The following is a 25,344-nucleotide window of genomic DNA, read 5'->3' as shown; positions in this document are numbered from 1 at the left end:
TCCGGTCGGCGGAAGCCATGATGCCGGGCGAGGCTGTGCGAGAGCCGTGAAGCAGGGCCGGGCGCCCGCCCGGTACTGTCGGCCGGGATGCGCAAGACACTGATCGTGACCAACGACTTCCCGCCCAGGCCCGGAGGCATCCAGGCGTTCCTGCACAACATGGCGCTGCGCCTCGACCCCGACCGGCTCGTCGTCTACGCCTCCACCTGGAAGCGCGGCCGCGAGGGAGCGGAAGCGACCGCCGCGTTCGACGCCGAACAGCCCTTCACCGTCGTGCGGGACCGCACGACGATGCTGCTGCCGACCCCGCGCGTCACCCGGCGGGCCGCCGGACTGCTGCGGGAACACGGCTGCGAGTCCGTCTGGTTCGGCGCCGCCGCCCCGCTCGGCCTGATGGGGCCCGCGCTGCGCCGGGCGGGCGCCCGGCGCATCGTCGCCACCACCCACGGCCACGAGGCGGCGTGGGCGCAGCTGCCGGGCGCGCGGACGCTGCTGCGGCGCGTCGGCGAATCCACCGACACCCTCACCTACCTCGGCGAGTACACGCGCTCGCGCATCGCCTCCGCGCTCACACCGTCCGCCGCCGCGCGCATGGTCCAACTGCCGCCCGGCGTCGACGAGAAGACCTTCCGCCCCGACTCCGGCGGCGCCGCCGTCCGCGCCGCGCTCGGGCTGACGGACCGGCCGGTCGTCGTATGCGTCTCCCGGCTCGTCCCGCGCAAGGGACAGGACACCCTGATCCGCGCCATGCCCGCCGTCCTCGCCCATGTCCCGGACGCCGTCCTGCTCGTCGTGGGCGGCGGCCCCTACGAGGACGACCTGCGCAAGCTCGCCGCCGCGACCGGCGTGACCGGCTCCGTACGGTTCACCGGCGCCGTCCCCTGGGCGGAGCTGCCCGCCCACTTCGGCGCCGGCGACGTCTTCGCCATGCCCTGCCGTACACGCCGGGGCGGCCTCGACGTCGAGGGCCTCGGCATCGTCTACCTGGAGGCATCCGCCACCGGCCTGCCCGTCGTGGCCGGCGACTCCGGCGGCGCGCCCGACGCCGTACTCGACGGCGAGACCGGCTGGGTGGTGCGCGGCGGCCCCGAGCGGGTCGCGGCGGCGGAGTCGGCGGAGCGGATCGTGACGCTGCTGCGGGACGCGGGGCTGCGGCGGCGGATGGGGGAGCGGGGGCGGGAGTGGGTCGAGGAGAGGTGGCGCTGGGATCTGCTGGCGGAGCGGTTGCGGGAGTTGCTCTAGGGGGTGGCGTCCGGCGCACCCGCGCCGCGCCCGCTTGGGGTGTGGGTGTGGGCCTCAGCGGTGGTACAGCGCCTCGATCTCCTCCGCGAAGTCCTTCGCCACCACGTTCCGCTTCAGCTTCATCGACGGCGTGATGTGCCCCGCCTCCTCCGTGAACTGCTCCCTCAGCACCCGGAACTTCCGTACGGACTCGGCCTTGGACACCGCCGCGTTGCCCTCGTCCACCGCCCGCTGCACCTCCGCCAGCAGGTCGGGGTCGAGCCGCAGCTCCGCCGCCGTGGCACCGGCGGCCTTGCCGTGGTCGGCTGCCCAGCGGGTGAGGAACTCCTCGTCCAGCGTGATCAGCGCGCCCACGAAGGGGCGGCCGTCGCCGACGACCATGCACTCCGCCACCAGGGCGTGCCCCCTGATGCGGTCCTCGATGACGGCGGGGGCGACGTTCTTGCCGCCCGCGGTGACGAGGATCTCCTTCTTGCGGCCGGTGATGGTGAGATAGCCGTCCTCGTCCAGCGTGCCGATGTCGCCGGTGCGGAACCAGCCGTCGGTCAGCGCCTCCGCGCTGGCCTCCGGGTTGTTCCAGTACCCCGTGAACAGGTGCTCGCCGTGCAGCAGGACCTCGCCGTCGTCGGCGATCCGTACCACCGAGCCCGGCAGCGGCTGGCCGACCGTGCCGATCTTCTGCCGGTCCCAGGGGTTGAAGGCGGTGGCCGCGCAGGACTCGGTCAGTCCGTACCCCTCCAGCACGGTGAAGCCGATGCCCCGGAAGAAGTGGCCCAGCCGCTCACCGAGCGGGGCGCCGCCGGAGATCGCGTGCTCGCCGCTGCCGCCGAGTACCGCGCGCAGCTTGCCGTACACCAGCTTGTCGAAGATCTTGTGGCGGATCCGCAGGCCCAGGGAGGGGCCGCGCGGAGTGGACAGGGCGCGGCTGTAGGCGATCGCCGTGTGCGCGGCCCGGTCGAAGATCGCGCCCTTGCCGTCGGCCCGCGCCTTGGCACGGGCGCCGTTGTAGACCTTCTCGAAGACGCGGGGGACACCGAGGATCAGCGTCGGCCGGAACGCGGCCAGTTCCTCGGTCAGGTTCTTGATGTCCGGTACGCAGCCCAGCTTGATGGGGGCCATCACCGCCGCCACCTCGACCAGCCGGCCGAAGACGTGCGCGGTCGGGAGAAAGAGCAGGACGGAGCACTCGCCGGTGCGGAAGAGCGGCTTGAGACGCTCGACCGCGTTGCCGCACTCCGCGAAGAAGCTGCGGTGCGTCAGCACACAGCCCTTGGGGCGGCCGGTGGTGCCCGAGGTGTAGACGATGGTCGCCGGATCGTCGGCCCGCGCGCTCGTGGCGCGTTCGTCGACCGTCCCGTCGGTGATGTCCGCGCCGGTCGCGACCAGTTCCTCGACGCCGCCCCTGTCGATCTGCCAGACGTCCCGCAGACCGGGCAGCCCGTCCCGTACGGACTCCACCGTGGCGGCGTGATCAGCGCTCTCCACGATCGCCGCGACCGCGCCCGAATCGCCGAGGATCCACCGCACCTGCTCGGCCGAACTCGTCTCGTACACCGGGACGGTGACGCCGCCCGCGCTCCAGATCGCGAAGTCGAGCAGCACCCATTCGAAGCGGGTGCGCGACATCAGCGCGACCCGGTCGCCCGGCTCGATGCCCGCCGCGATCAGCCCCTTGGCCGCCGCGCGTACCTCGGCGAGGAACCGGGTGGCGGTGACATCCGTCCAGACCCCGTCCACCTTGCGGGCCAGGACCGCCACTTCGGGATGCTGAGCGGCGTTGCGGCGGATGAGATCGGTCAGATTGCCGTCCGAGGGGACCTCGTACAGGGCCGGAAGGCTGAACTCGCGCAAAACTGCTGCTCCTCATCGGGCGCCGGCGCCACGGCTCTGTGCACGCCGGCTGCGGTCCAAGACGGGCAGGTGCTCGGTGGGACGAGCACGACTGGACTGCCCGGACGTTACCCATCGGTACGCGCTCGCCGATAGAGGGCCTCGCCCGATGTTCCCTGCGTCACACGCAATGGACAGTACCTCGCGCACAGTAGTCCACGTCCGTGAACACCGGCGAGGAACCGCAGGTCCGCCCCACTACCGGGGGCCAGGACCGGGTTCTAGGGTGGGCTTCATGCGAGTCAACGTGGTCAGTGATGTGCATGGGAACGCGCGGGACCTCGTCAGCGCAGGGGACGGCGCCGACGCGCTGATCTGCCTCGGTGATCTCGTGCTCTTCCTGGACTACGCGGACCACGCGCGCGGCATCTTCCCCGACCTCTTCGGCACCGCCAACGCCGACCGGCTCGTGGAGCTGCGCACCGCCCGCCGCTTCGAGGAGGCGCGGGCGTTCGGCCGGGAGCTGTGGGCCGGACTCGACGTCGAACCGGACACCGCCATCGAGGGAGCCGTGCGGCGGCAGTACGCCGAACTGTTCGCCGCCCTCCCCGCCCCGACGTACGCGACCTACGGCAATGTCGATATCCCCGGTCTCTGGCACGAGTACGCCGGGCCCGGCACCACCGTGCTCGACGGGGAGCGCGTCGAGCTGGGCGGCCGGGTCTTCGGCTTCGTCGGCGGCGGACTGACCACGCCCATGCGCACCCCGTACGAGGTCTCCGACGAGGAGTACGCCGCCAAGGTCGAGGCGCTCGGCGAGGTCGACGTGCTGTGCTCGCACATCCCGCCGGACGTGCCCGAGCTGACGTACGACACCGTCGCGCGGCGCTTCGAGCGCGGCAGCCGCGCCCTGTTGGAGGCCGTCCGCCGGACGAAGCCCCGTTACGCGCTGTTCGGCCATGTCCACCAGCCGCTGGCCCGCCGGATGCGGGTCGGCGCCACGGAGTGCGTGAACGTCGGGCACTTCGCCTCCACCGGGCGGCCCTGGACCATGGAGTGGTGACAGGCGGCCTCCGACGGGGACCGGGGAGCCACGGGTCCGGCGACGACGGGCGGCCCCGGACCGGGCGGTGTGGACCGGCGCACTCGCGATAGCCTGCACACCGCGTACCCAGGCACCCGAAAGGCACGGCGATGGCGGAACACACCAGTTCGAGCATCACGATCGAGGCGGCACCGGCCGACGTCATGGGCGTGATCGCCGACTTCGCCCGCTACCCGGACTGGACCGGCGAGGTCAAGGAGGCCGAGGTGCTGGCCACCGACGACCGGGGCCGCGCCGAGCAGGTCAGGCTGGTGCTGGACGCCGGAGCGATCAAGGACGACCACACCCTCGCGTACACCTGGACCGGGGACAACGAGGTCAGCTGGACGCTGGTCAAGTCCCAGATGCTGCGCGCCCTGGACGGTACGTACGTCCTCGCGCCCGTCGCCGGCGGCACCGAGGTCACCTACCGGCTCACCGTCGACGTCAAGATCCCCATGCTCGGGATGATCAAGCGCAAGGCGGAGAAGGTCATCATCGACCGGGCTCTCGCCGGACTCAAGAAGCGCGTCGAAGCCGGCACGGGAGCCTGACACCCATGCGTACGGTCCTCGTCACCGGCCCCGGCGGCTCGGGCCGTACCACCGTCGCCGCCGCCACCGCCCTGGCCGCCGCCCGCGCGGGCGGCCGCGCCCTGCTCCTCTCCGCCGGCTCCCTCGACGGCCCCCTCGGTATCTCGCCCGGCCCGGAGCCCGTCGAGGTCGAGCCCGGTCTGTGGGCCGCCGGCATCGACCCGGGCGAGCACTTCCGCACCGAGACCCTCGCCCTCCAGGAGCGACTGTCCGCCGGACTCGACCTCCTCGGCGCCCGCCCGCTGGCCGCCGAGGAGATCACCGAACTGCCCGGCGGCCAGCAGTCCGCCCTGCTCCACGCGGTGCGCCGGGCCGCCGGCGGCCGCTGGGACCTGGTCGTCGTCGACCTGCCCCCGCTGCGCGACGCCCTCGCCCTGCTCGCCCTGCCCGAGCAGCTGCGCCGCTATCTGCGCCGCCTGCTGCCCCGGGAACGCCAGGCCGCGCGGGCGCTGCGCCCGATGATGGCCCAGCTGGCCGGGATACCCATGCCCGCGCAGTGGCTGTACGAGGCCGCCGCCCGCTGGGACGAGGGGCTCGCCGCCGTACAGGCGCTGATCGAGGACCCCGGCACGACCGTACGGCTGGTCGCCGAACCCGGCCCCGCCGCGGCCGAGGCGCTGCGCTCCGCCCGTACCGCGCTCGCGCTGTACGGCCTGCGCGTCGACACCGTCGTGGCCAACCGGGTGCTGCCCCCCGAAGCGGGTGCCTGGCTGACCACGCTCGTGGCCCAGCAGCGCAAGTGCCTGGACGAGTGGTCCGAGGCGTGGCCGGCCACGCACGAGACCCCCCACCTGGGCCGGGACCCCCGGGGGGCCGACGACCTCGCGCGGCTCGGCGCCGCCGCCGTCGGCCCGGGCGCCGCCCCCGCGCACTGGCCGGTCGAGGACCGGCTCGCCGAGGAGAACCTCCTCGTCTGGTGCGTACCGCTGCCCGGCGCCGTCAAGAGCGAACTGGGGCTCGTGCGCAGGGACGACGAACTCCTGCTCAGCGTCGGCCCGTTCCACCGCACCGTGCCGCTGCCCTCGGCGCTGCGCCGCTGCACGGTCACCGGGGCCGCTCTCACCGACGGGGTGCTGCGGGTCCGGTTCACGCCCGACCCCGCGCTGTGGCCGCGCACGCCCTGAACGACTTCACGCCGTTCCGGTACCGTCGAAGGTGACGACCTGGTGCGCGAAGCACCCCTTCCCCGGCCCCGGTGGAAGGACCGGCACCCGATGCGGGAGTACCCCATGAGCGAAGCCACCGAGCGTCCCGCCGCCGACGCCGACCCCGATGCCTGGGCGGCGGCGTGCGCCGAGGACCTGGAAGCGGAGAAGGCGCGCCGCCGCGCCGCCTACGGCCCGCCGCCCGGCTCCGCCGCCGAGGAGCTGCGCAAGCTGGTCGACGCCGTCGCGGACAAGGTCTCGTCGCTCCAGAGCCCGCTCTTGGGGATGGCGGCCCAGGGCGCCGTGCAGCAGTTCATCCACCAGGCCAAGGCGGCCGTCGAGCCCGTCATCGAGCGCAACCCCGACGTCTTCGACCATCTCGCCGCCGCCGGCGGTGAACTCCTCGCCGCCTACCGCTCCGCCGTCGAGGGCCAGGAGGCCCGCTGGACCCGGGGCGAAGCCCGGGGGCCGGCCGCGGAGACCAGGAAGTCCGAGAACCCCTCGGACCCCAGGGGCGACGCCACGAAGGGCCCGGGCGACGGCGGCAAGGACGAAGGCCCCGCCTCCGACGGCCACATCGACCTGGACTGACCGGCCGGGCGCCCGCCCTCGGGTACGGTTGGCCCCAGCGGGGCTCGACCGAAAACTGAGGGACACATGGGACTCACCATCGGCGTCGACATCGGCGGCACGAAGATCGCGGCCGGCGTGGTCGACGAAGAGGGCACCATCCTGGAGACACACAAGGTGCCCACTCCGTCGACCGCCGAAGGCATCGTCGACGCGATCTGCGCCGCCGTCTCCGGCGCGGGCGAGGGGCACCGGATCGAGGCCGTCGGCATCGGCGCCGCCGGCTACGTGGACGACAAGCGCGCGACCGTCCTCTTCGCGCCGAACATCAACTGGCGGCACGAACCGCTCAAGGACAAGGTCGAGCAGCGGGTCGGCCTGCCGGTCGTCGTGGAGAACGACGCGAACGCGGCCGCCTGGGGCGAGTACCGGTTCGGCGCCGGCCAGGGGCACGAGGACGTCATCTGCATCACCCTCGGCACCGGGCTCGGCGGCGGCATCATCATCGGCAACAAGCTGCGGCGCGGACGCTTCGGCGTGGCCGCCGAGTTCGGGCACATCCGGGTCGTGCCGGACGGTCTGCTGTGCGGCTGCGGGAGCCAGGGCTGCTGGGAGCAGTACGCGTCAGGGCGTGCTCTCGTCCGGTACGCCAGGCAGCGCGCCAACGCGACGCCGGAGAACGCGGAGATCCTGCTCGGTCTCGGCGACGGCACCCCGGAGGGCATCGAGGGGCGGCACATCAGCACCGCGGCCCGCTCGGGCGACCCGGTGGCCATCGACTCCTTCCGGGAGCTGGCCCGTTGGGCCGGAGCGGGCCTGGCCGACCTGGCCTCGCTCTTCGACCCGTCCGCGTTCATCGTGGGCGGCGGCGTCTCGGACGAGGGCGAACTGGTCCTCGACCCGATCCGCAAGTCGTTCCGCCGCTGGCTGATCGGCGGCGAGTGGCGCCCGCACGCCCAGGTGCTCGCGGCCCAACTGGGCGGCGAGGCAGGGCTGGTCGGCGCGGCCGACCTCGCCAGGCAGGGCTGACCGGACACGATCGGCGGCCCCCGGGCCCGACACGATCCGAACGCCCGCCGTATCCGTCAGGGGATACGGCGGGCGCGGTCGTGCCGGGCCCGCGGTGCCCGCCCGTCCCGCCCGCGCCGGGCCCGCGGTGCCCGCCCGTCCCGCCCGCGCCGGGCCCGTGGTGTCGGCGCCTCCCGCCCGCGCCGGGCCCGCTACGTTGTCCGTATGGCGATGCCCACGCTGCCCGGCTCCGCTACCGGGCCGGACGGTTCGGCCCTGATCCGGGTGCTCAGCTACAACATCCGCTCGATGCGGGACGACCCGGCGGCGCTGGCGCGGGTGATCAGCGCCTGCGCCCCCGATCTGGTCCTCGTCCAGGAAGCGCCGCGCTTCTTCCGCTGGCGCAAGCGCGCCGCCTGGCTGGCCGCGCACACCGGCCTCGTGGTCCTCGGCGGCGGCGCCCCCGCCACCGGTCCGCTGCTGCTCTGCTCGCTGCGCGTCACCGTCGAGCGGACCGAGGACATCCTGCTGCCCCGCACCCCGGGGCTGCACCGGCGCGGCTTCGCCACGGCGGTCGTACGGATCGGCGACGCCCGCTTCGGGCTGCTCAGCTGCCATCTGAGCCTCCAGGCCGCGGAGCGCCACACCCAGGCCGAGGCGCTGCTGGAGCGGCTGGCGGCCATGGACGTGCCGTACGCCGTCGCCGCCGGTGACCTCAACGACCGTCCCACCGGCCGGAGTTTCCGGCTGCTCGCCGGGAAGCTGCGGGACTGCTGGGCCGTCGCGCCCTGGGGGGACGAGTACACCTCGACGCCCGCACAGCCCCGGCAGCGCATCGACGCGGTCTTCGTCACCGAGGGCATCGAGGTCCTCGGCTGCGGCGTGCCCCGCGGGCTGCCCGGCGTCACCGAGGACGATCTGCGGGCGGCCACCGATCACCTTCCGGTGCTGGCCGCCCTGCGCGTACCCCCGTCCTGAACGGGCCCGGCCGCCGGGGGAAGACGGCCGTCAGACGACCGCGCCGCGCCCCGGGTCGTCGCTCTCCTCGTCGTCCCCGTTCATCCGGGCCACCAGGGTGGCGAAGCCGCCCAGGAAGCCGCCGATACAGAGCGTCGTCAGCCACCAGGTCATCTCCCACTGGAGCAGCACCGCGACCAGCATCAGCACCGGCCCGCCGACCACGGCGAGCCAGGCGAACCTGGAGGTCACATCGCTCTCCGGCAGCGGAGGCGGCTCCGGCGGGACGAAATGGCCCTCGTCGTCCTCGTCGAAGTCGTCGTCGCCCGGCTCGGCCAGCCGGTAGTCGCGCGGACCGCCCACGCCGGGCGCGAAGACCACGGAGCCGCCCAGCGCCGGCTTCGGGGCATCGGGCCCGGTGGCGTCCGTGTCCTCGTCGCCGCCGGAGGAGGCGGTGCCGGAGTCCGGCGTCCGCTCGCCGTCCGGCGGCGCGGGTCTCCCCGGCGCCTTCTCCCGGCCCTTGATGAGGTCCTTCGCGGGGTCCTTCCCCGGGGTCTTCTCCGCGGCCGCCGCGTCGCGCTCGTCACCGGGCCCCGTACCGCCGTTGCGGTCGCCCTCCAGCAGCGCCAGATCCTCCACGGACTTGAACGGCTTGGCGCCCGGCGGATCCGCCGGCTCCTCGCCGTACCCCGCGACGATCGCCGCCCAGGCCGCTTCCTCGTCGATCGGCTGCGGCTCACGGTCCGCGTTGTGCTCAGCCACCGGTAGTGCTCCCCTTCTTCCCGACAGTCGGAGCGAGCCGGCCGATGAACGCGAGACTCTCCTCGAAAATCCGCTCCGCGTCATGGTCCAACGTCGCGACGTGGTAGCTCTGTTCCAGCAGAACCTCACGGACGTCCACCGACGAGACCCGGCTGAGGATCCGGGCCGAGTCCGCCGGCGGCACCACATGGTCCACGGCGCTGTGCAACAGCAGCAACGGCTGGGTGACCTGCGGCAGCGCCCCGTCCACCAGCCGGAAGAACGCGCGCAGGGAGTGCGCCGAGTGCAGCGGCACCCGGTCGTAACCCAGCTCCGCCGTCCCCTCCTTGGCGATGTCGCTCGCCAGGCCCTTCGTCGACGGCACCAGATGGCGCAGGACCGGCAGCGCGTACGCGGCGGCCCCGTGCACCTTGATCCCCGGATTGACCACCACGACCCCGCTGACCGCGCGCCCGTGCCTGGCGGCCAGCCGCAGCGCCAGCGCCCCGCCCATCGAGAGGCCGAGGACGAAGACCTGCGAGCACCGCTCCAGCAGCTCCCGCAGCGCCCGGTCCACCTCCGCGTACCAGTCCTGCCAGCCGGTGATCCGCATGTCCTGCCAGCGCGTGCCGTGGCCGGGAAGCAGCGGCAGCGCGACCGTCAGCCCGCGCTCGGCCAGATACTCGGCCCAGGGGCGCATCGACTGAGGGGATCCGGTGAATCCGTGACAGAGAAGGACGCCGACCTCGCCGCCCTCGTGGCGGTACGGCTCGGCTCCAGGGAGGACCGGCACCGGGGTCTCCTGTTCGTGAGTCTGTGGAATATGTACTTCACCGTACGCGACCGGGCCGACACCGACCAGGTCCGTCCGGCACCCATGAAGGAGAGCCCGGGGCCCCCACGGGTTAAGGTCTGTCCGACAGCACACAGGAGGCACCCGAGTTGATCTACGGCGCAATGAAGTTCTCCATCGGCGGGTCCCTGAAACTCGCCTTCAGGCCCTGGGTGGAGGGCCTTGAGAACATTCCCGCGGAGGGGCCGGCGATCCTCGCGAGCAACCATCTCTCCTTCTCCGACTCCTTCTTCCTGCCGGCGGTGCTCGACCGCAAGGTCACCTTCATCGCGAAGTCCGAGTACTTCACCTCGCCGGGTGTGAAGGGCAAGCTCACCGCCGCCTTCTTCAAGGGCGTCGGACAGCTGCCGGTGGACCGCTCGGGTGTGCGGGGCGCGGGCGAGGCGGCGATCCAGAGCGGGATAAAGGTCCTGGAGAACGGCGAACTGTTCGGCATCTACCCGGAGGGCACCCGCTCGCCCGACGGCCGTCTCTACCGCGGCAAGCCCGGCGGTCTGGCCCGGGTGGCGCTCGGTTCCGGGGCGCCCGTCATCCCCGTCGCCATGATCGACACCGAGAAGATCCAGCCGCCCGGCAAGGTGGTCCCCAAGCTGATGCGTCCGGGGATCAGGATCGGCAAGCCGCTCGACTTCAGCCGCTACGACGGCATGGAGGGCGACCGCTTCATCCTGCGGTCGATCACCGACGAGGTCATGTACGAGATCATGAAGCTCAGCGGTCAGGAGTACGTCGACGTCTACGCGACGGCGGCGAAGCGGCAGTTGGCGGATGAGGCCAGGGCGGCGAACGCGAAGGCGGCGAACGCCAGGACGCCGGGGACGAAGCAGGCGGGTCCGAAGGACGGCTGAGGGCCCGTCGGGGCCGCGAGGGACCAGGGGGGCACGTGGCGCAGCGCGAGCGGGTCGTACGGATGTCGGTCGAGCAGCCGCTGTGGCGCGCGCTGAGCGGCTACCGCGTTCTGACGATGGGCTACGCGGTCCTGCTCTTCGTCTACGGGCGCGACCGCTTCGAACGCCCGTGGATCGCCGTCGTGTTCCTCGCGTTCCTGGCGGTCTGGACGCTCGCCACCCTGCCCAAGGTGGCCAACGCGGTCAGCTGCACCAAGCGCTTCCTGATCGCCGACCTCACCGTCGCGCTCACCGGCATCCTGCTCACCCCGCTGGCCGACCTGGACGCGCGCAGCGTGGACGGCACCACCCTGCCGTCGATATGGACCGCGGGCTCGGTCCTCGCCTTCGCGATCAAGGGCGGCTGGCGCTGGGCCGGTTTCGCGTCGTCCCTGGTGGCCGCCGCCAATCTCGTCGAGCGCGGCCACCCCAGCCGGGACACCGTCCACAACGTCCTGCTGGTGTGGGTCGCGTCCATCGCCATCGGCTATGTCGTCCAGGTGGCCCGCGCCTCCGAGCGCACCCTCGCCCGGGCCCTGGAGATCGAGGCGGCGACGCGGGAACGGGAGCGGCTGGCCCGGGACATCCACGACAGCGTGCTCCAGGTGCTGGCGATGGTGCAGCGGCGCGGTACGGCCATGGGCGGCGAGGCCGCCGAACTGGGCCGGATGGCGGGGGAGCAGGAGATCGCCCTGCGCTCCCTGGTCTCCAGCGGACTGGTGCCGGCCACCCGTGTGTCGGAGGACGCCGCCGAGGGCGCTGTCGTCCGCCGCTTCGGGGCGGACGACCCGACCGGCGCGCCCGGAGGTCCGGACGGTGCCGAGGGCCCGTGCGATCTGCGGACGCTGCTCGCGCCGTACAGCACCTCGAAGGTCACCTTCGCCGAACCGGGCGCCCCGGTGCTGCTGGCACCGGCCGCGGCGCGGGAGCTGGCGGCGGCCGTCGGCGCCGCCCTGGACAATGTCACCCGGCACGCGGGCGCGGACGCGCGCGCGTGGATCCTGGTCGAGGACTGGGCGGACGAGGTGACCGTGACCGTACGGGACGACGGCCCGGGCATCCCGGAGGGCAGGCTCGCCCAGGCCGAGGGGGAGGGGCGGCTCGGGGTCGCCCTGTCGATCAGGGGGCGGCTGCGGGATCTCGGGGGCACCGCCGAGCTGATCTCGGTACCCGGCCAGGGCACCGAAGTCGAATTGAGAGTTCCACGGGGACGGGGAAGAGCGGACCGATGAACGAGCGTGACATGGGCGGGACCGACAGGCCGGACGCGGAGGCGGACGGCCCGATCAGGGTGATGGTGGTCGACGACCACCCGATGTGGCGCGACGCGGTCGCCCGCGATCTGGACGCGGCGGGCTTCGAGGTCGTCGCCACGGCGGGCGACGGCCCGCAGGCGGTGCGCCGGGCGCGGGCCACCACCCCGCGGGTACTCGTCCTCGACCTCAACCTGCCCGGTATGCCCGGTGTCCAGGTCTGCAAGGAGCTGGTCGGCTCCCATCCGGGGCTGCGCGTCCTGGTGCTCTCCGCCTCCGGTGAGCACGCCGACGTGCTCGAAGCGGTCAAGTCGGGGGCGACGGGGTATCTGCTCAAATCGGCCAGCACCCAGGAGCTGACGGACGCCGTGCGCCGCACCGCCGCCGGTGACCCGGTCTTCACCCCCGGACTCGCCGGCCTGGTCCTCGGGGAGTACCGCCGGCTCGCCTCCGAGCCCGCGCCCGTCGCGTCCGACGAGCCCAAGGCCCCCGAGCTGACCGACCGGGAGACCGAGGTGCTGCGGCTGGTCGCCAAGGGGCTCTCGTACAAGCAGATCGCCGAGCGGCTGGTGATCTCGCACCGCACCGTGCAGAACCACGTGCAGAACACCCTCGGCAAGCTCCAGCTCCACAACCGCGTCGAGCTGGTCCGGTACGCGATCGAGCGGGGTCTGGACGACAGCTGAGCCGGTACGACGGCTCCGGGGGCGGCCGTCCCGTCCTCGGGCGCCGCCCCCGGCCCGTGCTCAGCCGAGCGGCCCGCGCCCGACCGGCCGGTCCGCGCCCGGCTCCGTACCCCGCCGGGCGGCCGCCCCGCCCCCGCCAGGGGCGCGCCCCGCGCCCAGGCCCGCCAGCAGCTCCGTCACGATCCCCGGGCCGTCGAGGGTCAGGACGGACTCCGGGTGGAACTGCACCGAGGCGAAGCCGCGGCCCCGCAGCGCGTGCACCTCCCCGGCCGCCGCTTCCCGGCTCACCTCCACGCCGTGCGCCGCCAGCTCAGCGGCCGTCGCGTCGTCGCAGCGCGCGGTGAAGCTGTTGTAGAAGCCGACGGTCGCCGCGCGCCCGAAGAGGCCGATCCGGCTCTGCGTGCCCTGGTGCGGCACCCGCTTGCGTACGGTGTCGAGCCCCAGCTCCGCCGCGATCAGCTCGTGGCCGAGACAGACGCCGAGCAGACCGCGCGGGCGCGGCCCCGCCGTCCCCCTGATCAGCTCGGCCGTGAGCCCGCGCAGCGCGCGGATCCTCGGGTCGGTCCTGTCGGCCGGGTCACCGGGTCCTGGCCCGAGCACCACCGGTCCGTCGTGCCCGAGCGCGGCTCGCCGCAGTCCGGGCTCGTCGTAGCGCCGTACCGTCACCCGGAGACCGCAGGACCGCAGCAGATGGGCGAGCATCGCGGTGAAGGTGTCCTCGCCGTCCACGACGAGAGCGTGCCCCGAGGGCGACACCGGCTCGGTGCGCATCCGCAGCCAGAACGGCGCCAGGTCCGCCCGCCGCGCGTCCAGCGCCGCCCGTACCCGGGGATCGTCCGCGAGCCCGCGACCGTCCCGCACCGCACGCGGCCCGGCGGGGACCGGCCGGACATACCCGAGCGCCGCCAGCACGCCCGCCGCCTTGGCGTGCGTCTCGGCGACCTCGCTCTCCGGGCGCGAGTCGCGGACGAGGGTCGCGCCGACCGGCACCCGCAGCGCGCCCCCGGCGTCGATGTCCGCCGTACGGATCAGAATGGGCGAGTCGAGCGTCTGCGCCCCGCCCGCGTCGCGCCCGATGAGCGCGAGCGCGCCGCCGTAGTAGCCGCGTCCGCCCGTCTCGTGGCGCTCGATGACCCGGCACGCGTTCTGCACCGGCGAGCCGGTGACCGTCGCCGCGAACATCGTCTCCTTCAGCACCTCGCGCACGTCGAGCGAGGACCGGCCGCGCAACTCGTACTCGGTATGGGCGAGATGGGCCATCTCCTTGAGCCGGGGACCGATCACCACCCCGCCCCGGTCGCCGACGGCGCACATCATCTTCAGCTCCTCGTCCACCACCATGGACAGCTCGTCGGTCTCCTTGCGGTCGCCGAGGAACTCCAGCAGCCCCGCCAGGTCCGGGCCGCCGGGCGGATAGCGGAAGGTGCCGCTGATCGGGTTCATCACGACGGTCCCGCCGCTCATCCGCACATGCGCCTCGGGGCTCGCGCCGACCAGGGTGCGCCCGCCGGTGTGCACGAGGAACGTCCAGTAGGCGCCGCGCTCGCCCGCGAGCAGCCGCCGGAAGAGCGCGAGGGCGTCGGCCCTGCCGAAGCCCGGGACGCGCCCCTGGAAGGTCCGCCGCACCACGAAGTTGGCGCCCTCGCCCCGGCCGATCTCGTCCTCGACCACCCGCCGGACGATCCGCGCGTACCGCTCGTCGTCGATGTCGAAGGCGCCGTCCACGACCCGGACGTCGTGGGCGGGCAGCTGTGCCATGAGCGCGTCGAGCGGCAGTTCGTACGTCTCGTCCGCGACCAGCACGGCCAGCGGCGTCCCGTCGTCGCGTACGTCGAAGCCGCGCTCCCTGATCTGCCGGAACGGCACCAGGGCGAGCGAGGGCCCGGCGCTGCCGTCCGGGAGGTCGGCCAGCCGGTCCACCTCGCGCACGGAGCCGATCAGCAGCTCCACGACGCCGTGGTCGCGGCCGGGGGTGCGGCGGCGCAGCAGCGCGAACGGCGGGCAGTCGGCGGAGCCGAGCCGGTCGACGAGGCGGGCGAGCCGGGCGGGGGAGGAGCCGGGCGCGTGCGGGGCGCCGGGCGTGCGGGGAGAGGCCGGGGCGTCGGGCGGGACGGGGGCATCGGGCGTGCCGGGGGTGTCGGGCATCGGCGGGTGTTCCTTCCGGGTGGGAGGAACGGCCCGTCCCGCCGGTCCGCCGAGGACCCGGAAACACGTAAGGCCGCCCCTCGGGCGGCCTTCGCGATCGTGGTGCGCGCGTCGATCAGTGGGCCGCCGGACGAGCGGTCCACCACCAGGTCTGATGCGAAAACGCGAGCATGGGCGGCACCCTAGCGCATCCGCGCAGCGAGCCGCCCGTGTCGTTCCACACTGTGAGCATCGCGGATACCGGTGGCGCCGACCACGTAATCTGGTGCGCGTGACAGTGAACGCTGAGAAGCCCGCGACCGACGTGCCGTCCTGGCAGGACCTTCCCGCTGCCCAGCAGCCGGAGTATCCGGACCGGGCGGCCCTGCGCGAGGTCGTCGCCGAGCTGGAGAGCTATCCTCCGCTGGTCTTCGCGGGCGAGTGCGACCAGCTGCGGGCCCGGATGGCCGCCGTGGCCAAGGGCGAGGCGTTTCTGCTCCAGGGGGGCGACTGCGCCGAGGCGTTCGACGGCGTCTCCGCCGACCACATCCGGAACAAGCTCAAGACGCTGCTCCAGATGGGCGCCGTGCTCACCTACGCGGCGTCCGTGCCGGTGGTGAAGGTCGGCCGGATCGCCGGCCAGTACTCGAAGCCCCGCTCCAAGGGCACCGAGACCCGCGACGGCGTCACCCTGCCCGTCTACCGGGGCGACTCGGTCAACGGCTTCGCGTTCAACGAGAAGGACCGCGTCCCCGACCCCGAGCGCCTCAAGCGGATGTACCACGCGTCCGCCGCCACCCTCAACCTGGTCCGCGCCTTCACCACCGGCGGCTACGCGGACCTGCGCCAGGTGCACGCCTGGAACCAGGACTTCGTGAAGTCGTCCCCCTCGGGCCAGCGGTACGAGCAGCTCGCCCGTGAGATCGACAACGCGCTGAACTTCATGAAGGCGGCGGGCACCGACCCGGCCGAGTTCCGCACGGTCGAGTTCTACTCCTCGCACGAGGCGCTCCTGCTGGACTACGAGTCGGCGCTGACCCGCGTCGACTCCCGGACCGGCCGGCTTTACGACGTGTCGGGCCACATGCTCTGGATCGGCGAGCGCACCCGCCAGCTGGACGGCGCGCACATCGAGTTCGCCTCCAAGGTCAACAACCCGATCGGGATCAAGCTCGGCCCGACGACGACGGTGGACGACGCCCTCACCTACATCGACCGGCTCGACCCGGACCGCGAGCCCGGCCGGCTGACCTTCATCGTCCGGATGGGCGCCGACAAGGTCCGGGACAAGCTCCCCGAGCTGGTCGACAAGGTCACGGCCTCCGGCGCCACGGTGGCCTGGGTGACGGACCCGATGCACGGCAACACCTTCGAGGCGGCCTCCGGCCACAAGACCCGCCGCTTCGACGACGTGCTCGACGAGGTCAAGGGCTTCTTCGAGGTCCACAAGGGCCTGGGCACCCACCCCGGTGGCATCCATGTCGAGCTGACCGGTGACGATGTCACCGAGTGCGTCGGCGGCGGCGACGAGATCTTCGTCGACGATCTGCACCAGCGCTACGAGACGGCCTGCGACCCGCGCCTCAACCGCAGCCAGTCGCTCGACCTGGCGTTCCTGGTCGCCGAGATGTACCGCGACCAGTAGGACGCGGCCCGTCGCCGGGCGCGGTACGGCGGCGGAGTACGGCAGGAGTACGGCAGTGGGGTACGGATCGATGTGATCCGTACCCCACTGGCGTTTCCCGGACTTTTCCGCACCCCCCAGGACGGGTAAGGTTAGGTTAGCCTCACCGAAAGAGTTCGGGGGGTGGCCAGGTCCAGGACCCCGCCAACGGCCCCGCCGGGAGGTGAACCGCGTGTACGTCTGCTCGTGCTTCGGCATCACCGAGACACAGGTCAGGGAACACGCGGCGGCCGGAGCGTGCACGCCCCGGCAGATCGCCTCGGCCAGCAAGGCGGGCACCGACTGCGGCTCGTGCGTACGCCGTATCCAGTCGCTCCTGGGGCGCGGCGGCTGCCCGCGCCGTGAGCTGCTCGACCAGGGTTCGCCGACGGCGCTGTCCGAGGTGCTCGCCGACATCGCCGACTCGGCGCCCGCGGTCCACCCCGAAGCGGCTTAGCGGCGCGGCCCACCGGGCGGGACATGCCACCGGCGGGCGTGCCGGTCTCCGGGACCCGCCCGCGGATCGCCGGTTCAGCTGTCGGGCTGCTCGATCACCTGGGCGATGTACAGCGCCTCACCGAGCTTCTCGACCAGTTCCAATTGCGTGTCCAGATAATCGATGTGGTGCTCCTCGTCCTCCAGGATCGATTCGAAGATCCCTTTGGAGGTGTGGTCCTCCTTGGCGCGCATGACGGCGATTCCGCGCTTGAGACGGTCGATCGCCTCCACCTCGACCTGCCGGTCGGCCTGGAACATCTCGGTGACGGTCTGGCCCACCCGGACATGGAACAGCCGCTGATAGTTGGGCAGTCCGTCCAGGAAGAGAATCCGGTCGGTGAGCATCTCGGCGTGCTTCATCTCGTCGAATGATTCGGCGCGCGTGTACTTGGCGAGCTTGGTCCAGCCGAAGTTCTCCTGCATCTTCGCGTGCAGAAAGTACTGGTTGATCGCGGTCAGTTCGGCAGTCAGCTGCTCATTGAGGAATTCAATGACCTCGGGGTCGCCCTGCATGGCAGAGACTCCTTTCGGGCAACACGATGACGAAGCGGAATGCGCGCATCTTTGCACCGGCGTCGATGGGCCGTCCAGTAAGTGCATGCTTAGTAGGAGTTGCCCCGATCGGTCCGTTGCCTGGTCACGACCACCCCCGCCGGTCTGTCACCATGGAAGACATGGGTCAGCCGGAGAGCCGGGAACAGCGAGGGCCGGGGCGGTCCGAGCTACCCCCCGGGCAGCGATTGCAGCGCGGCTGGCCGGTCACGCATTACGGCCCCGTGCCGAAGTTCCGGCCCGAACGCTGGGAGTTCCGCGTCTTCGGGGCCACCGCGGACGGCGACAAACACTGCTGGAATCACGAGGAATTCTCGGCGCTTCCCTTCTCCACGGTCGTCGCCGATCTGCACTGCGTCACGAAGTTCAGCATGCTGGGGGCCGAATGGGGTGGCGTTCCCGCCCGTACGGTCGTGGAACTCGCGCCGCCCGCACCCGGAGTCACCCATGTGATGGTCTGGGCCGAATACGGCTTCAGCGCGAATCTGCGGCTCGCCGACTTCGTCTCCGACCGTACGATCTTCGCCACCCACAAGGACGGCGAACTGCTCACCGCGGAACACGGATTCCCGGTCCGGCTCGTCGTGCCGGGGCTCTACGCCTGGAAGGGCCCCAAATGGGTCCGGGGCGTGGAATACATGACGGCCGACCGGCGCGGATTCTGGGAGGAACGCGGCTACCACAACGTCGGTGACCCCTGGGCCGAGCAGCGCTACTCCTACCAGGAGCTGCCCGGCGACGGCCCGGAACTCTGACCCGTCGCGCCTCCCGGCCCGTATTGACCGCCTCCCGGCCCGTACGACCGGCTTCCGCCCCGTACGACCGGCTTCCGCCCCGTACGACCGCCTCCGGGCCCGGCCCGTACGACCGCCCGGGTCCGGCGTGGGCCCTGGAGAGGGGGGTCGTCAGCCGTCGCGCAGCTTCTTCAGCCGCTCCACGTCCGCGCGGTGCCCTTCCGTGCCGCCCGGCGTCTCGATGACCAGCGGGACGCCCTCGGTCGCCGGATGCGAGAACAGCTCCCGGAACGGGTCCTCCCCGATCCGGCCCGCCCCGATGTTCTCGTGGCGGTCCTTGTGCGCGCCCGCCACGTCCTTGGAGTCATTGGCGTGGATCAGCTTGAGCCGCCCCTCGCCGACCGTCTCCACCAGCAGGTCCAGCGTCTGCCGCATCCCGTGCGGCCCGGCCAGATCGTGCCCGGCGGCGAAGATGTGGCAGGTGTCCAGGCAGACGCCCAGCTTGGGATGGGCGTCGAGCGCCTCGAAGTACGGCCCGAAGTCCCAGGTCCTGGAGCAGAGCGAGGAACCCTGGCCGGCGGTCGACTCCAGCAGCAGGAACGGGTCGTCGTCGTGGGTCAGTTCGTCCAGCAGCGGCAGCATCCGCTCCCGCACCTGCGCGAGGGCCACCTCACGGGGCCGTCCGCCCGTGGCGGAGCCCGTGTGCACCACCACGCCCAGCGCGCCGATCTCCCGGCCCCTGCGCAGGCTGTGGCGCAGCGACTCCACGGACTTCTCGGCGGTCGCCTCCGTGTGCGAGCCGAAGTTGATCAGATACGGGGCGTGCACGTACGCCGGGATCCGCCCGGCCGCGCACCCGGCGCGGAACAGCTCGTCCTGCGCCGGATTCCCGGCCGGCGTCGCCCAGCCGCGCGGATTGGCGACGAACACCTGGACGGCCTCGGCCGCCAGCTCGCGGGCGTAGCCGAGGCCGGCCGTCGCCAGTCCGCCGGCCACCGGGACATGGCCGCCTACGGGGTTGCGCATGAGCCTTCACAGTCCCTTGGTCGTGAGGGTGATGGTGCTGCCCTCGGGTGCCTCGTCGCCGCCCGCCACGGACTGCTTGCCCACCGTGTCGCCCAGGTAGGGGAAGCTGCGCTCCTCCTCGACCTCGAAGCCCGCCGCCTCCAGCGTCTTCCTGGCCTCGTCGGTCTTCTGCCCGGTCACGTCGGGTACGGAGATCATGCGCGGGCCCTTGGAGACCGTCAGCGTGACCGTGTCGCCCTCGGCCAGCCTCGACCCCGGATCGGCCGACTGCTCGGCCACGGAGCCCTCGGGCACCGTCGAGTTCACCCGTCGGCCGGCGACCTCGACCTTGAGCCCCGCGTCCTCCAGCTCGGCGGTGGCGCTCTCCAGCGATGTGCCGCTGACGTCGGGGACCTTGATCGCGGCGCCCTTGCTCACCACCAGGGCCACCCCGGAGTCCGGCCGTACGTCCGTCCCGGAACCGGGCTTCGTGCTGATCACGGAGCCCTGGTCGATGTCGTCGCTGAACTCCCTGGTGACCGCTCCGGCGGCCAGCCCGGCCTTCTTCAGCGCGGTGCGCGCCTCGGTGAGCGGCCGGCCCTCCAGGTCGGGGACCTGGACGACCTTCGGGCCGCGCGAGATGACCAGCGTCACCGGGCCGCTGCCCCGGACCCGTGAGCGCGGCTCGGGGTCGGTGCCCATCACGGTGCCGCGCTGGAACGCCTCGCTGAAGTCCTTGGTGACCTTCGCGTCGAGCCCCTCGTCCGCGAGCCGCTTCCTGGCGTCCTGCTCGGTCTGGCCGAGCAGCGAGGGGACGCGGGTGAACTGGCCCGAGTTGATGTACCAGACGCCGGTGCCGATGCCGAGCGTCAGCAGCACCCCGAGGACCACCGCGACGATCCCGCGCCGGGGCATCGTCGCCAGGCCCCCGCCCGGCCGCCGCGACCGGGCGCGCGGGCCGGGGGGCGGCGTCTCCAGCCGGCTCGTCCGGTGCACCGTGCGGTCCTCGGCGGACAGGGCGCGCGGGATCACCGATGTACGGTTCTCCGCGCCGGCGCCCCCTTCGGGCTCCGGCTTCGCGTTCGGCGGTACGGCGTCGAGCTGCTCCTCGGTGAGCGCGGCGCGTGCCTCGCGCGCCCTGGCCAGCAGGGCCACCGCGTCGCCGGGGCGCAGCTCGGGGTCGCGTGCGGTGGCCGCGGCGACCAGCTCGTCCAGCTCGGGCGCGAGCCCGGGGACGGCGGCCGAGGGCGCGGGCACGTCCTCGTTCAGATGCAGATAGAGCACCTGGGCGGGGGTGTCCCCGCCGTGCGGCTTGGCGCCCGTCAGCATTTCGTGCAGGACGACCCCGCAGGCGTACACGTCGACCCGGGTGTCGGACGCGCCGTGCTCGATCTGCTCCGGCGCCAGGTACGAGACCGTGCCCAGGACCGTCCCCGTGGTGTTGGTGACATCGCCCACGGCGCGCACCAGACCGAAGTCGGCGACCTTGACCCGGCCGTCGTCCCCTATCAGCACGTTCTCCGGCTTCATGTCGCGGTGGACGAAGCCCGCCCGGTGCGCGGCCCCGAGCGCGGCCAGCACCGGCTCCAGGATGTCCAGCGCGGCCCGGGGCTGGAGCGCGCCGCGCTGGCGCAGCACGTCGCGCAGGGTGCACCCCGCGACGTACTCCATCGCGAGGTAGACGTACGCCCCCTCGGCGCCCTGGTCGAAGACTCCGACGATATTGGGGTGCGACAGCCGCGCGACCGCCTTGGCCTCACGGATGAACCGCTCCACGAACGAGACGTCGGTGGCGAGCGCCGGGTGCATCACCTTGAGCGCGAGCACCCGGTCGAGCCGGGTGTCGACGGCCCGGTAGACCGTGGCCATGCCGCCGACGGCGATGCGCGCGTCGACGCGATAGCGGCCGTCGAGCAGCTGCCCGACGATGGGGTCCTGAAGGGTCGTATCCACGCCGTCGAGTCTACGAGCCGGGACCGACACCCCGGCTGACCGGCCCGGGTACTGGAGCGGACCTGTGACGGTCCGGCGTCCCCGGACCGGGACAGGGGACGGCCGGATGCCTCGCGCGGTGCCTCGGCGGACGCCTCACGAGAAGGCCGGACGCTCCGGGTCCAAGTCCGCCACCCCGGTCACCGGTGACGACGCCGTCGCGAAACGGCGGCGCGGAATCCGGCCCGCGCGGTACGCGAGCCGGCCGGCGGCGACCGCGTGGCGCATCCCCTCCGCCATCAGGACCGGCTCCCGCGCGCGGGTCACCGCCGAGGCGAGCATCACCGCGGCGCAGCCGAGTTCCATCGCGACGGCCGCGTCCGAGGCGGTGCCCGCGCCCGCGTCCAGGATCACCGGCACGCGTGCGTGCTCCACGATCAGCTGGAAGTTGTGCGGATTGCGGATGCCGAGTCCTGAGCCGATCGGTGAGCCCAGCGGCATGATCGCGGCGCAGCCCGCCTCCTCCAGCCTGCGGGCGAGCACCGGGTCGTCGTTGGTGTACGGCAGGACGGTGAAGCCGTCGTCCACCAGGGTCTCCGCCGCGTCGAGCAGCTCCACCGGGTCGGGCAGCAGGGTGCGCTCGTCCGCGACGACCTCCAGCTTCACCCAGTCCGTACCGAGCGCCTCACGGGCCAGCCGGGCGGTGAGGACCGCCTCCCCCGCGGTGAAGCAGCCCGCGGTGTTGGGCAGCGCGCGGATGCCCAGGGAGGCCAGGACGGAGAGCACCGAGCCCTGGACGGCGGGGTCGAGGCGGCGCATCGCGACGGTGGTGAGTTCGGTCCCGGAGGCGGCCAGGGAACGCTCCAGCACATCGAGGCTGGGCGCACCGCCGGTCCCCATGATCAGCCGGGAGCCGAAGGCGGTGTCACCGATGACGAGCGGGTCGTCGGCCATGGCGGTCAGCCTCCCTGGACGGCGGTGAGGATCTCGACCCGGTCGCCCTCCCGGAGGGAGGTGGCGGACCACCGGGAGCGCGGGACGACCGTCTCGTTGACGGCGGCGGCGACCCCCGAGGCGGCCCGGCTGAGGGCGGCCACGACGGTGTCGAGGGCGGCCGGGGCGGCGAACTCGCGCGGCTCGCCGTTCACCAGGACACGGACGCGGCGGGGCGGGGCGACGGGCGTCGGGCGCGGTGTCGCGGGCAGGTCGGTCATACGGTTCGCTCCTGACGTACGGGCGGGTGCGGGGCCGGCGCGGCGCCGAAGCGCAGCGGGGTGAAGGGCCGCGCGAGGTCCGGCAGCGCGCCGGTCGTCAGCACGTCGGCCATCACCTCGCCGGTCACGGGTGTCAGCAGGACCCCGTTGCGGTGGTGGCCGGTGGCCAGGCTCAGCCCCGGCAGCGCGGTGGGGCCCAGCAGCGGCGCGTTGTCCGGCGAGCAGGGACGCAGCCCGGCACAGGTCTCGGTGAGGGGCAACTCCGTGATGCCGGGGACCAGTTCGTGCGCGTCGCGCAGCAGCTCGTACACCCCGCCCGCCGTGACGGTGGTGTCCCAGCCGCGTTCCTCGCTGGTGGCACCGATCACCAGCTCGCCGTTCTCGCGCGGCACCAGATAGACGTGGCCGCCGCGCACCACGGCCCGTACGGTCCTGCTCAGGAACGGCGCGTACGGGGGCCGCACGCTCAGCCGCAGCACCTGGCCCTTGACGGGCCGCACGGGAGGGCGCACCTCGTCCGGTACGCCCTCCAGCGTGCCACTGAGGCTGCCGGCGGCCAGCACCACCTGGTCGGCGTGGAGCACACGGCCGTCGGACAGAACGGCGCCGGTGGCCCGGTCGCGTACGACGCCGAGGCGGGCGGCGCCGGCGCGGTGCAGGACGACCCCGGCGCGTTCGCAGGCCGTCAGGAGGGCGCGCGCCAGCCGCCGGGGATCGATCTGGTGGTCCCCGTCCGCCCGCAGACCGCCGCGTACGCCGGGCGCCAGCATCGGTTCGAGCCGGCGGCACTCGCGACCGGTCAGCCACTCGGGGGCCAGCCCCGAACGCTGCTGGAGCGCGTGCAGTTCGCGCAGCTCGGCGCGGTCGTCGGAGTCCAGGGCGACGGCGAGCGTGCCGCACGCGCGGTAGCCGGTGTCCTGCCCGCTCGCGGCCTCCAGCTCGGCGACGAACGCCGGGTAGCGCTCGGCGGACGCCAGGTTGAGACGGAGCAACGTCTCCTCGCCGTGGTGGAGTTCGGTGACGGCGGCCAGCATGCCGGCCGCGACCCGCGCGGCCCCGCCGCCCGGATCGGGGTCGGCGACGGCGGTGCGCAGCCCGCGCGACGCGGCCCGCCAGGCCGTGACGAGACCGATGATCCCGCCCCCGACGACGAGGACGTCACTGCCGGTGCGACCGGTACGAGACGACTGCATGGGCGTCCAGCCCCTCCCTTCGCCGGCATGACCCGGATCAGGTTCGTACGGTCGGAGGCCGCGTCAGCCTCCCTCTCAGCCCGGTGCGTCCGGACTCCCGCGAGGTAGTGTCGCCCGCCAGACTAACGCCCGGCCCGCCGGTGCGGTAAGGGCGCCCGCGCCGCGGCACGCCCGGCGTGCGGTGGCCGTCGCGCCCTCTGCGTAAGGTGACCGGGTGAGCGAGCCGGAGCAGCAGGGACACCAGGGACACCAGGGGCGGCGGGGACCGGGGCGGACCGGGGGACCGGGCGCCGTCGTCGTCGGGGCGGGCATGGCCGGCGTACAGACGGCCGTCGCCCTGCGGGAGAAGGGCTACCGCGGCCCGATCACCCTGATCGGGGCCGAACCGCACCCGCCGTACGACCGGCCGCCGCTCTCCAAGGCGCTGCTGCTCGGCAAGGCCGACAGCTCGGCCTTCGACATCGACTTCGGCGCGCTCTCCGTCGATCTGCGGCTCGGCCTCGACGTGACCGGAGTGCGCCCCGCCGACCGCGAGTTGGACACGGCCGCCGGACCCGTTCCGTACGACGTGCTCGTGCTCGCCACCGGCGCTGAGCCGGTCGGCCTGCCCGGCGGCGCGGGGGTCGCCGGGGTCCATCCGCTGCGGACGCTGGACGACGCCGTGCGGCTGCGCCCGGTCCTCGGCGAGCGGCGGCGGATCGTGGTGGTCGGGGCGGGCTGGATCGGCGCCGAGTTCACCACGGCGGCCCGCGAGGCCGGGTGCGCCGTGACGGTGGTCGAAGCGGCGGACCGGCCGCTCGCGGGCGCGCTGCCCGCCGAGGTCACGGCCCCGATGACCGGCTGGTACGCGGAGAGCGGCGCCGAACTCCTCACCCACGCGCGCGTGGAGGCCGTCGAGCCCGGCACGGTGACGCTCGACGACGGGCGGCGGCTCTCCGCCGACGCCGTGGTCGTGGGCATCGGCGCGCGGCCCGCCACGGGCTGGCTGGCGGACTCCGGCATCGCGCTCGGCCCGGACGGTTCCGTCACCGCCGACGAGGGGCTGCGCACCTCGCTGCCCGACGTGTACGCCGTGGGTGACTGCGCGTCCTTCCCCTCGGCCCGCTACGGCGAACGGCTGCTGGTCCACCACTGGGACAACGCGCTCCAGGGGCCGCACACCGTCGCGGCGCGGGTGGTGGGCGAGAGCGAGCGGGTCTACGACCCGGTGCCGTACTTCTGGTCCGAGCAGTTCGGCCGGTTCGTGCAGTACGCGGGCCACCACGCCGCGGCCGACACCCTGGTGCGGCGCGGCGACCCGGCGGGCGCGGCGTGGTCGGCGGTGTGGCTGCGGGACGGGGTGCTGGTGGCGCTGCTGGCCGTCGGCAGGCCCCGGGACCTGGCGCAGGGCAGGAAGCTGATCGAGGCGGGCGCGCGGCTCGCGCCGGACGCGGTGGCGGATCCGTCCGTACCGCTGCGCAAGGCGGTGCGCTGAGCGGAATCCGGCCGGGCGCTGTTCCGTCCGTCACGTACGGGTACGGTCACGACGCGGTGGCGGCCTCTTTCAGCGCCCTTGGCTACCGACTGTCAGTCCGGGATGG

The 25,344-nt window shown here is 73.2% G+C and carries 24 protein-coding genes and 1 riboswitch; of the genes, 14 read left to right on the top strand and 10 right to left on the bottom strand.

The annotated features are described in order from the left end of the window. Positions 1 to 87 precede the first annotated feature (87 nt). Complete coding sequence (locus ACFY6S_RS09045) at positions 88 to 1,242, top strand: glycosyltransferase family 4 protein (protein WP_388820714.1); 1,155 nt, start codon at positions 88 to 90, stop codon at positions 1,240 to 1,242. A 54-nt stretch (positions 1,243 to 1,296) separates the two neighbouring features. Here the strand turns inward: ACFY6S_RS09045 and ACFY6S_RS09040 are convergent, their stop codons facing one another. Next, complete coding sequence (locus tag ACFY6S_RS09040) at positions 1,297 to 3,093, bottom strand: AMP-dependent synthetase/ligase (RefSeq protein WP_388820711.1); 1,797 nt, start codon at positions 3,091 to 3,093, stop codon at positions 1,297 to 1,299. 274 nt (positions 3,094 to 3,367) lie between these two features. Between ACFY6S_RS09040 and ACFY6S_RS09035 the strand changes: the two genes are divergently transcribed. The 6 genes from ACFY6S_RS09035 to ACFY6S_RS09010 all read left to right on the top strand — a co-directional run bounded on the left by ACFY6S_RS09035 (position 3,368) and on the right by ACFY6S_RS09010 (position 8,450). After that, positions 3,368 to 4,135, top strand: coding sequence for a metallophosphoesterase (locus tag ACFY6S_RS09035; RefSeq protein ID WP_388820708.1), 768 nt, complete (start codon positions 3,368 to 3,370; stop codon positions 4,133 to 4,135). Between the two features lie 131 nt (positions 4,136 to 4,266). Beyond that, entirely contained in the window at positions 4,267 to 4,710 is a 444-nt protein-coding gene (locus ACFY6S_RS09030; protein WP_388820705.1) for an SRPBCC family protein, read from the top strand. Positions 4,711 to 4,715: 5 nt separating this feature from the next. Further along, complete coding sequence (locus ACFY6S_RS09025) at positions 4,716 to 5,873, top strand: ArsA family ATPase (RefSeq protein WP_388820703.1); 1,158 nt, start codon at positions 4,716 to 4,718, stop codon at positions 5,871 to 5,873. Between the two features lie 105 nt (positions 5,874 to 5,978). After that, complete coding sequence (locus ACFY6S_RS09020; RefSeq protein ID WP_388820700.1) at positions 5,979 to 6,485, top strand: DUF5304 domain-containing protein; 507 nt, start codon at positions 5,979 to 5,981, stop codon at positions 6,483 to 6,485. 66 nt (positions 6,486 to 6,551) lie between these two features. Continuing rightward, the gene (locus ACFY6S_RS09015) at positions 6,552 to 7,493 is read left to right on the top strand and encodes an ROK family glucokinase (RefSeq protein ID WP_388820697.1); all 942 of its coding nucleotides are present in this window, start codon (positions 6,552 to 6,554) and stop codon (positions 7,491 to 7,493) included. Positions 7,494 to 7,697: 204 nt separating this feature from the next. Then, positions 7,698 to 8,450 (top strand): endonuclease/exonuclease/phosphatase family protein, encoded by a 753-nt coding sequence (locus ACFY6S_RS09010; protein ID WP_388820694.1) that lies wholly within the window; start codon positions 7,698 to 7,700, stop codon positions 8,448 to 8,450. A 30-nt stretch (positions 8,451 to 8,480) separates the two neighbouring features. Here the strand turns inward: ACFY6S_RS09010 and ACFY6S_RS09005 are convergent, their stop codons facing one another. Both ACFY6S_RS09005 and ACFY6S_RS09000 read right to left on the bottom strand, forming a co-directional pair. Next, positions 8,481 to 9,191: a hypothetical protein gene (locus ACFY6S_RS09005; RefSeq protein ID WP_388820691.1), complete on the bottom strand. Its 711-nt coding sequence runs from the start codon at positions 9,189 to 9,191 to the stop codon at positions 8,481 to 8,483. Continuing rightward, a complete protein-coding gene (locus tag ACFY6S_RS09000) occupies positions 9,184 to 9,963 on the bottom strand; it encodes an alpha/beta hydrolase (protein ID WP_388820688.1) in 780 nt (259 codons plus the stop codon). Before ACFY6S_RS09000 ends, ACFY6S_RS09005 begins: the two co-directional genes overlap by 8 nt. Positions 9,964 to 10,112: 149 nt before the next feature. On the opposite strand from ACFY6S_RS09000, the gene ACFY6S_RS08995 reads away from it, so the two are divergent. Genes ACFY6S_RS08995 through ACFY6S_RS08985 form a run of 3 tightly spaced genes read left to right on the top strand, consistent with a single transcriptional unit; the run spans position 10,113 to position 12,849 of the window. After that, positions 10,113 to 10,871 (top strand): lysophospholipid acyltransferase family protein, encoded by a 759-nt coding sequence (locus ACFY6S_RS08995; protein ID WP_388820686.1) that lies wholly within the window; start codon positions 10,113 to 10,115, stop codon positions 10,869 to 10,871. Positions 10,872 to 10,906: 35 nt separating this feature from the next. Continuing rightward, on the top strand, positions 10,907 to 12,142 hold the full coding sequence (gene macS, locus ACFY6S_RS08990) for a MacS family sensor histidine kinase (protein WP_388820683.1): 1,236 nt from the start codon (positions 10,907 to 10,909) through the stop codon (positions 12,140 to 12,142). Beyond that, a complete protein-coding gene (locus ACFY6S_RS08985; RefSeq protein ID WP_388820680.1) occupies positions 12,139 to 12,849 on the top strand; it encodes a response regulator in 711 nt (236 codons plus the stop codon). The genes macS and ACFY6S_RS08985 overlap by 4 nt, the downstream gene beginning before the upstream one ends. Before the next feature lie 60 nt (positions 12,850 to 12,909). On the opposite strand, the gene ACFY6S_RS08980 is transcribed toward ACFY6S_RS08985, so the two are convergent. After that, positions 12,910 to 14,994, bottom strand: coding sequence for an anthranilate synthase family protein (locus ACFY6S_RS08980; RefSeq protein WP_388820677.1), 2,085 nt, complete (start codon positions 14,992 to 14,994; stop codon positions 12,910 to 12,912). Between the two features lie 271 nt (positions 14,995 to 15,265). On the opposite strand from ACFY6S_RS08980, the gene ACFY6S_RS08975 reads away from it, so the two are divergent. Together ACFY6S_RS08975 and ACFY6S_RS08970 are read left to right on the top strand one after the other, a co-directional pair. Then, positions 15,266 to 16,618, top strand: coding sequence for a class II 3-deoxy-7-phosphoheptulonate synthase (locus ACFY6S_RS08975; RefSeq protein ID WP_388820674.1), 1,353 nt, complete (start codon positions 15,266 to 15,268; stop codon positions 16,616 to 16,618). 202 nt (positions 16,619 to 16,820) lie between these two features. Continuing rightward, on the top strand, positions 16,821 to 17,093 hold the full coding sequence (locus tag ACFY6S_RS08970; RefSeq protein ID WP_388820672.1) for a bacterioferritin-associated ferredoxin: 273 nt from the start codon (positions 16,821 to 16,823) through the stop codon (positions 17,091 to 17,093). 74 nt (positions 17,094 to 17,167) lie between these two features. Here ACFY6S_RS08970 and bfr read toward each other — a convergent pair whose 3' ends face one another. Beyond that, on the bottom strand, positions 17,168 to 17,647 hold the full coding sequence (gene bfr, locus ACFY6S_RS08965) for a bacterioferritin (protein ID WP_388820669.1): 480 nt from the start codon (positions 17,645 to 17,647) through the stop codon (positions 17,168 to 17,170). A 161-nt stretch (positions 17,648 to 17,808) separates the two neighbouring features. Here bfr and ACFY6S_RS08960 point away from each other — a divergent pair, with 161 nt between their 5' ends. Next, positions 17,809 to 18,441, top strand: coding sequence for a sulfite oxidase-like oxidoreductase (locus ACFY6S_RS08960; RefSeq protein WP_388820667.1), 633 nt, complete (start codon positions 17,809 to 17,811; stop codon positions 18,439 to 18,441). Positions 18,442 to 18,591: 150 nt separating this feature from the next. On the opposite strand, the gene ACFY6S_RS08955 is transcribed toward ACFY6S_RS08960, so the two are convergent. From ACFY6S_RS08955 to thiO, 5 genes are all read right to left on the bottom strand, one after another. Further along, positions 18,592 to 19,446: a deoxyribonuclease IV gene (locus ACFY6S_RS08955; protein WP_388820664.1), complete on the bottom strand. Its 855-nt coding sequence runs from the start codon at positions 19,444 to 19,446 to the stop codon at positions 18,592 to 18,594. Positions 19,447 to 19,452: 6 nt separating this feature from the next. Continuing rightward, the gene (gene pknB, locus ACFY6S_RS08950; protein WP_388820661.1) at positions 19,453 to 21,378 is read right to left on the bottom strand and encodes a Stk1 family PASTA domain-containing Ser/Thr kinase; all 1,926 of its coding nucleotides are present in this window, start codon (positions 21,376 to 21,378) and stop codon (positions 19,453 to 19,455) included. Between the two features lie 135 nt (positions 21,379 to 21,513). Next, the gene (locus ACFY6S_RS08945) at positions 21,514 to 22,311 is read right to left on the bottom strand and encodes a thiazole synthase (protein WP_388820658.1); all 798 of its coding nucleotides are present in this window, start codon (positions 22,309 to 22,311) and stop codon (positions 21,514 to 21,516) included. Positions 22,312 to 22,316: 5 nt separating this feature from the next. Further along, positions 22,317 to 22,571 carry a sulfur carrier protein ThiS gene (gene thiS, locus ACFY6S_RS08940; RefSeq protein ID WP_388820655.1) on the bottom strand — a complete coding sequence of 85 codons (255 nt, stop codon included), beginning with the start codon at positions 22,569 to 22,571 and terminating at the stop codon, positions 22,317 to 22,319. Further along, entirely contained in the window at positions 22,568 to 23,764 is a 1,197-nt protein-coding gene (gene thiO, locus ACFY6S_RS08935; RefSeq protein WP_388820652.1) for a glycine oxidase ThiO, read from the bottom strand. The genes thiS and thiO overlap by 4 nt, the downstream gene beginning before the upstream one ends. Beyond that, positions 23,762 to 23,875: riboswitch (TPP riboswitch) on the bottom strand. Its footprint overlaps the gene before it by 3 nt. A 199-nt stretch (positions 23,876 to 24,074) precedes the next feature. On the opposite strand from thiO, the gene ACFY6S_RS08930 reads away from it, so the two are divergent. Continuing rightward, a complete protein-coding gene (locus ACFY6S_RS08930; RefSeq protein ID WP_388821561.1) occupies positions 24,075 to 25,238 on the top strand; it encodes an NAD(P)/FAD-dependent oxidoreductase in 1,164 nt (387 codons plus the stop codon). Positions 25,239 to 25,344 lie beyond the last annotated feature (106 nt).

This window comes from Streptomyces sp. NPDC012835, assembly GCF_042900885.1.
GTDB lineage: Bacteria > Actinomycetota > Actinomycetes > Streptomycetales > Streptomycetaceae > Streptomyces.
The sequence above is the reverse complement of the archived record's forward strand: the minus strand, read 5'-3'. Positions and strand labels throughout refer to the sequence as shown.

Bases quoted from the DNA above. Each gene is read 5' to 3' on its own strand.
- ACFY6S_RS08945 (WP_388820658.1), bottom strand. From the start codon at position 22,311: ATGGCCGACGACCCGCTCGTCATCGGTGACACCGCCTTCGGCTCCCGG.
- bfr (WP_388820669.1), bottom strand. From the start codon at position 17,647: ATGCAGGGCGACCCCGAGGTCATTGAATTCCTCAATGAGCAGCTGACT.
- ACFY6S_RS08930 (WP_388821561.1), top strand. From the start codon at position 24,075: ATGGCCGGCGTACAGACGGCCGTCGCCCTGCGGGAGAAGGGCTACCGC.
- ACFY6S_RS08960 (WP_388820667.1), top strand. From the start codon at position 17,809: ATGGGTCAGCCGGAGAGCCGGGAACAGCGAGGGCCGGGGCGGTCCGAG.
- ACFY6S_RS09010 (WP_388820694.1), top strand. From the start codon at position 7,698: ATGGCGATGCCCACGCTGCCCGGCTCCGCTACCGGGCCGGACGGTTCG.
- ACFY6S_RS09015 (WP_388820697.1), top strand. From the start codon at position 6,552: ATGGGACTCACCATCGGCGTCGACATCGGCGGCACGAAGATCGCGGCC.
- ACFY6S_RS09020 (WP_388820700.1), top strand. From the start codon at position 5,979: ATGAGCGAAGCCACCGAGCGTCCCGCCGCCGACGCCGACCCCGATGCC.
- ACFY6S_RS09045 (WP_388820714.1), top strand. From the start codon at position 88: ATGCGCAAGACACTGATCGTGACCAACGACTTCCCGCCCAGGCCCGGA.
- ACFY6S_RS08955 (WP_388820664.1), bottom strand. From the start codon at position 19,446: ATGCGCAACCCCGTAGGCGGCCATGTCCCGGTGGCCGGCGGACTGGCG.
- ACFY6S_RS09025 (WP_388820703.1), top strand. From the start codon at position 4,716: ATGCGTACGGTCCTCGTCACCGGCCCCGGCGGCTCGGGCCGTACCACC.
- ACFY6S_RS08980 (WP_388820677.1), bottom strand. From the start codon at position 14,994: ATGCCCGACACCCCCGGCACGCCCGATGCCCCCGTCCCGCCCGACGCC.
- thiO (WP_388820652.1), bottom strand. From the start codon at position 23,764: ATGCAGTCGTCTCGTACCGGTCGCACCGGCAGTGACGTCCTCGTCGTC.
- ACFY6S_RS08985 (WP_388820680.1), top strand. From the start codon at position 12,139: ATGAACGAGCGTGACATGGGCGGGACCGACAGGCCGGACGCGGAGGCG.
- thiS (WP_388820655.1), bottom strand. From the start codon at position 22,571: ATGACCGACCTGCCCGCGACACCGCGCCCGACGCCCGTCGCCCCGCCC.
- ACFY6S_RS09030 (WP_388820705.1), top strand. From the start codon at position 4,267: ATGGCGGAACACACCAGTTCGAGCATCACGATCGAGGCGGCACCGGCC.
- ACFY6S_RS09035 (WP_388820708.1), top strand. From the start codon at position 3,368: ATGCGAGTCAACGTGGTCAGTGATGTGCATGGGAACGCGCGGGACCTC.